This is a genomic window from Roseisalinus antarcticus, from assembly GCF_900172355.1.
Lineage (GTDB): Bacteria > Pseudomonadota > Alphaproteobacteria > Rhodobacterales > Rhodobacteraceae > Oceanicola > Oceanicola antarcticus_A.
Map to the genome: position 1 here is coordinate 1 of NZ_FWFZ01000078.1, position 4,703 is coordinate 4,703.

Below are 4,703 nucleotides of genomic sequence, written 5' to 3' on the forward strand. Positions count from 1 at the left end.
CTCATAACCTGAAGGTCGTAGGTTCAAATCCTACTCCCGCAACCAAAAAATATATCAATATATCAAAGGCTTAGGCCAATGCAGGGCGCCCCACGGGGCGCTTTTTGCGCTTGCAACACAGAACAACACGTTCCCCAAAGATTTCAAATCCTTACGTCCAGTCCCGATTCCTCCGTGCGACACCCATGCGACATGTAAATAGGCGGATGTTCGTGGTGCGTTCCCCGGGTGGAACCGGTTGCTCGAGAAGCGCCCAGTAAGCCAAATGCCGATGTGTCGGGTGTCATCAGTCAACATCCCCGCGTTTTCTTGCCTCTCGGCTCGCCGTGAAATCCGGGCGCATATGTTCGCTTGAGCCACGTCAGCAGGCTATCGGCTTCGTCAAGTTCCGCGTCATCGACGCGGTGGCCCCGGCCGCTGCCCGACCCCTTGCCGCCGATAGAACACCATTGCAGATGCGCGGGGAGGGCCTGTGGGTTCTCGCCGAAGTACCAGGTTTCCGAAGGCTCGAAGATCAGAACTGGGCCGCTTAGGTCCTGGTGAAGGTGCCGGTCAGTCGGGTGATAGCCGGGACGTAGCCGAAGAACATCACCGTTTGGGGAAAACCCATAAACAGCATCGTTGCGCGCCGGGTATGCGTGCTCTGCGACATAGTCGGGCCAATCGACAACTTTCGCGACCCTTGCTGCATAGGCAAGCATATCGCGCGGAAAGGGTGCCGGGGCAAAAGACGCGATGAAATCGCCAGCCTTTGCCGTCCTCCGAATGCTGGGTTTGCATGTCGCAAGCGAAAGCAACCCGTTCTGCGCGCAAGGGGCCGTTCCGTTGTCGTCAGCCAGTACGTATCGGTAGAAACGATCCATGGTCCCAATCCCTCAATCCGATTTCCGGCAGACGAGTTCTATCACTTCTACCAGCCATTCACGCGCGTCGTGATCATCCGTGATGTCGCAAACGAATTCCTGGCCGCGAGCAACGATGTTCAGCCGGTCGGAACCTTGCCACCGATCATCCCTGCTATGGTAGGTCAGCCCGACACGTCGGAGCCAAGTTGGGACTCGCCACAGACTGACAGGTCCGCCCGGAACAGATAGGCGAAGGCCATCATGGTCGCGCGTCGAGACATCGCCGCGACCGATGTACATCGTGTCGTTGAGATTCCATGCCCCGAGCGTATGCGGATGCCGCCTCGAGAAGCCGGTGGGTTGGTCCTTCAGGCTCGGGTTTGCGCCAATCGTTCTGACCTCGTCGACCTGCAAGAAGCCAAAAATCCGGTGATGGCGGTCGCGTCCGTTTGGTCCGGCAAAGAGGCCAAAGAACAGAAACACGTCGCCGACACCGACGTTGTTGTTTGAAAGGTGTGTCTGCGCCGCGCTGGTCTGGCCAAATGCACAGCGTCCGCCCTCGAACATTGGATCGTGGTGGCAGAGGCTGTCGCCCGAATAGCGGCCTTTAGAGGCGACGCTGACATGGTTGCCAAGACCAAGATCGCCATATGTGGTCTCTGATCTATGGTCTGTCGGGATAGGCAAAGTGATTGGGCAACCACCAATGATTGGCGATGGCCCGCCACCTGATCCGCTGTCAAAGCCCTTTCTGCTGAATATGATCTTCATTCCGCGCACCAAGGCTCCAAGAGACCGTACTGCACACAGTCTCTTGGAAGCGCTCACGCAATTCAACCGAAAGCCGTTGAATTGTTTACGCTGCCACCGTCCCGATGCCATCCAGCCGCACGGCGACGCTGGTGATGCCGTTTCCGGCAGCCTCCGTCGCGATGCCCACCGGAAAACGCCCGGTCCCCGGAACGTTGATGTTCTTGGCCGTGTTGTCCCACGCCACGCGTGCGCCGACAGTCAGTACGGCGGCGGTGGCTTTTGGCAGTTGATAGACGCCGGTGGTGGCCAGTTCGAGCGGATCGCCCTCGACGGCCGAATAGGCGGCGATGCCGAAGATGTTGCCGACGATCACGCCCTCGCCAGAGGTGATGCCGCCTGCGGGAGCGGGCACGGTGATGACGTCGCCTTTCTGAATATGGTTCTTCATGGTCAGAGCCCTTTCGAGGATTGGATGCGGACCACGGCGATGCGCGCCGTGGTGCCGGTGATCTGGCGGTTGAGGTCGCCCAGCGCGGCTGCCATTTCGGCGTCGGTCGCATAGGTCACCCGCTTGCCGTCGTATTCGACGGTGCGGATGCCCTGATAGCGGGCGGCCATCAGGGCGTCGCGCCAGGCGGTCAGTTGCGCGAAGTCGGCCATTACGCGCCTGCATTCTGGAACCAGCCGCGGTGGTCGATGAAGCCTGCGCCGAAGTCCAGGATCACCCGGATTTCCACACCGTCCACGTCCCATCCAGACCGGCTTTCGACCTGTGGGCCTTCGTTGCCGGATAGGTAGGCGAACTCGAGGCCGTCGATCTCGCCCGGATCAGCGGTGACATACCAACGCGTGGCGCTGGACAGGCGCGGTTCCACCACCAACGACATGGCACCCGAGAAGGGGTTCACATCGGCGGCGGTGGCGGGCGCGATGGTCGCCAGCCATTTCTCCGCCACGGTCTCAAGCGCGGGCGGGACAAGCAGGTTCTTCGGCGTGACCCTGATGATGCGCCCGTCGATGCCCTTCTGCGTGCGCAGGGCCAGCCGGGCTGCGGACAGGGTAGCATCGGAAATCACCGCGCCGCTGGCCGCCTTGTTGCCATGGTCGACATGGAACAGGGCTTTGGTGTCCGACAGCGTCGGGCCGTTGCCGCTGTTCGCCTCCAGCAGGGTGACGAGGATCCGGGCCTCAGTCTCGGCGGCCCCTTGGCCCATGCGGCGGGCGAGGTCCGAGAACGCCCCGATATCATCATTCACCAGCACCTGCCGGGTGATGCCGATCTTCTTGGCCCAAGTCTCGATTTTGTAGGCCTCGCGGGCCTCCGCCATCGTTCCGGCCTTGATCTCACCGTGCTCGTTCAGCTTTTCCAGCAGCGGGGCCTCGCCCAGCATGATCTTGTTCACCGAGCGGAAATCCCGTGCCGAGGTTTGGCGGCCAAGGCGGCGGATGCCCGAGGGCGCGGCCTGATAGGCATCGCGCAGCACCCGGCCCACGGTGTTGCCGAGGATGATCGGGAAGTCTGAGGTCGTGTGCAGGGCGCGGGTGACGAGGCTTGCGGGCGACAGTGCCATGGTGGACTCGCCGCGCAGGATGAGCAGTTCCTTGGCCATATCGACTGGCGTGGCGTAGGCGTAGCGGCGGGCGGGTTCAGACAATTCGTGGCGCGGGTTGATCCGGGCGTAGAGGGCTTCGCCCATCTGGCGGGCGCGCAAGGCCGGGTCGTCCTGGCTCTCGCCCATCTCGACCCGAACCTGTTCCGTGCGGATCGTCGGTGCGCTGCGGCTGGCCAGCGCCACGAAGGCGGCACGGCGGGCGGTGTCGGCATCTGCGGCGGCATCGATCTGGCCGTCGATCCAGGACTGGTCCAGCCCGGCAATGCGGGCGATGGAGCGAATTTCCGTGTTGATCGCGGCGCGGGTCTGCGTCTCGGGCGGGGCAGGCGTGATGGTGCTGTCGGGCATATTGGTCTCCATGCGGATGCGGGCACCCGGGTCAGCCGGGGTGGGGACAAGGGAAATCTCGTGGGGCGTCCAGCGCACTGCGGTCAGAACGCGCGCGCCGTTCTCGGTGCTCTCTTCCCATTCCTCGACCGAATAGCCGACCGAGACGTGCCGCAGGATCCCGGACAGGACGTCCTGCCAGAGCGGTTCCACCTCGGGGCGCGACGAGAACCGGATCAGCGCCGTGCCGCGCTGGCCATCGACGGCGGCGGATTGCACGCTACCGAGCACATCGCGGACGGCCGATTGCCGATGCGCATCCAAGACGCTGGCACCCTGAAGGCGCGACAGGTCGACCGCTTGCGGGTCGAGGCTAAGGCGTTCGACATACTGGCCAGACATATCGCGGCGGCGCACTGGGGCACCTGTGGACCAGATCACCTCGACGGTGCGGTCATCGCGGTTGGCGCTGGCCGGGGCTAGGTCGGCGCGGCGGGTCAGCAGGGTGATGGTGTCATTCATGGGGGATGTCCTCCTTCTGGACAGGCGGCGCACCGAAACTCAGGCCCAGCGCATCGGTGCGTGCCTTGTCAGCGGCGATCTCGGCATCGACCTGTTCGGCGTCGTAGCCCCGTTCGGAAATCGCCTGACGGCGGCTTTTGAGGCCCGCGTTGATCGCAAGGATTTCGGCCTCGACGTCCTTCTTAGGATCGACATAGTCGAACTTCGGTGGGAGCCATTCGCAGGCCAGATAGGCGGCAGGATCGTGGTCGAAATCGCGGGCGGGCAGGTCGCCCGAAAGAACCGCCAGCCGCACGAACCTCTCCCAGACCGGGCGGCAGAACAAATGGACGACAACGTTGTGCTGCAACTGTTCGACGCGCCGACGAAATTCGATCAGCCCGGCGCGGATCGAGGAATAGGTCACTCCTTCCAGATCGCCCGAGACCAGCTCGTATGGCAGGCCCATCCCCGCAGCCACAGCGCGCAGGTGGTTTTTGACGAAGGGGCCGTAGGCGTCGCTCTCGGTCGGATTGGAAAAGCGGATGTCGGTGCCAGGCGGCAAGGGGATCAAGCTGCCGGGTTCCATGCCAACGGTCAACGCGCCGCCATTGTTGGCGCCGGTCAGCCCACCCGCCGTGCCATCCGGGTCGGTGATGAAGCC

General features: G+C 63.1%; 6 protein-coding genes. All 6 read right to left on the minus strand.

Annotated elements, in window-relative coordinates:
• Positions 1 to 290: 290 nt before the first annotated feature.
• Entirely contained in the window at positions 291 to 863 is a 573-nt protein-coding gene (locus tag ROA7023_RS24220) for an Nmad2 family putative nucleotide modification protein (RefSeq protein WP_143535724.1), read from the minus strand.
• Positions 864 to 875: 12 nt separating this feature from the next.
• On the minus strand, positions 876 to 1,616 hold the full coding sequence (locus ROA7023_RS22860; protein ID WP_085881267.1) for an Nmad3 family putative nucleotide modification protein: 741 nt from the start codon (positions 1,614 to 1,616) through the stop codon (positions 876 to 878).
• Between the two features lie 85 nt (positions 1,617 to 1,701).
• Positions 1,702 to 2,046 (minus strand): DUF2190 family protein, encoded by a 345-nt coding sequence (locus tag ROA7023_RS22865; RefSeq protein WP_085881268.1) that lies wholly within the window; start codon positions 2,044 to 2,046, stop codon positions 1,702 to 1,704.
• A gap of 2 nt (positions 2,047 to 2,048) precedes the next feature.
• Positions 2,049 to 2,258 (minus strand): phage head-tail joining protein, encoded by a 210-nt coding sequence (locus tag ROA7023_RS22870; protein WP_085881269.1) that lies wholly within the window; start codon positions 2,256 to 2,258, stop codon positions 2,049 to 2,051.
• Positions 2,258 to 4,060, minus strand: coding sequence for a prohead protease/major capsid protein fusion protein (locus ROA7023_RS22875; protein ID WP_085881270.1), 1,803 nt, complete (start codon positions 4,058 to 4,060; stop codon positions 2,258 to 2,260). The genes ROA7023_RS22870 and ROA7023_RS22875 overlap by 1 nt, the downstream gene beginning before the upstream one ends.
• Positions 4,053 to 4,703 (minus strand): phage portal protein (locus ROA7023_RS22880; RefSeq protein ID WP_085881271.1); only part of this gene is annotated, 651 nt, incomplete at its 5' end. The genes ROA7023_RS22875 and ROA7023_RS22880, both read right to left, overlap by 8 nt.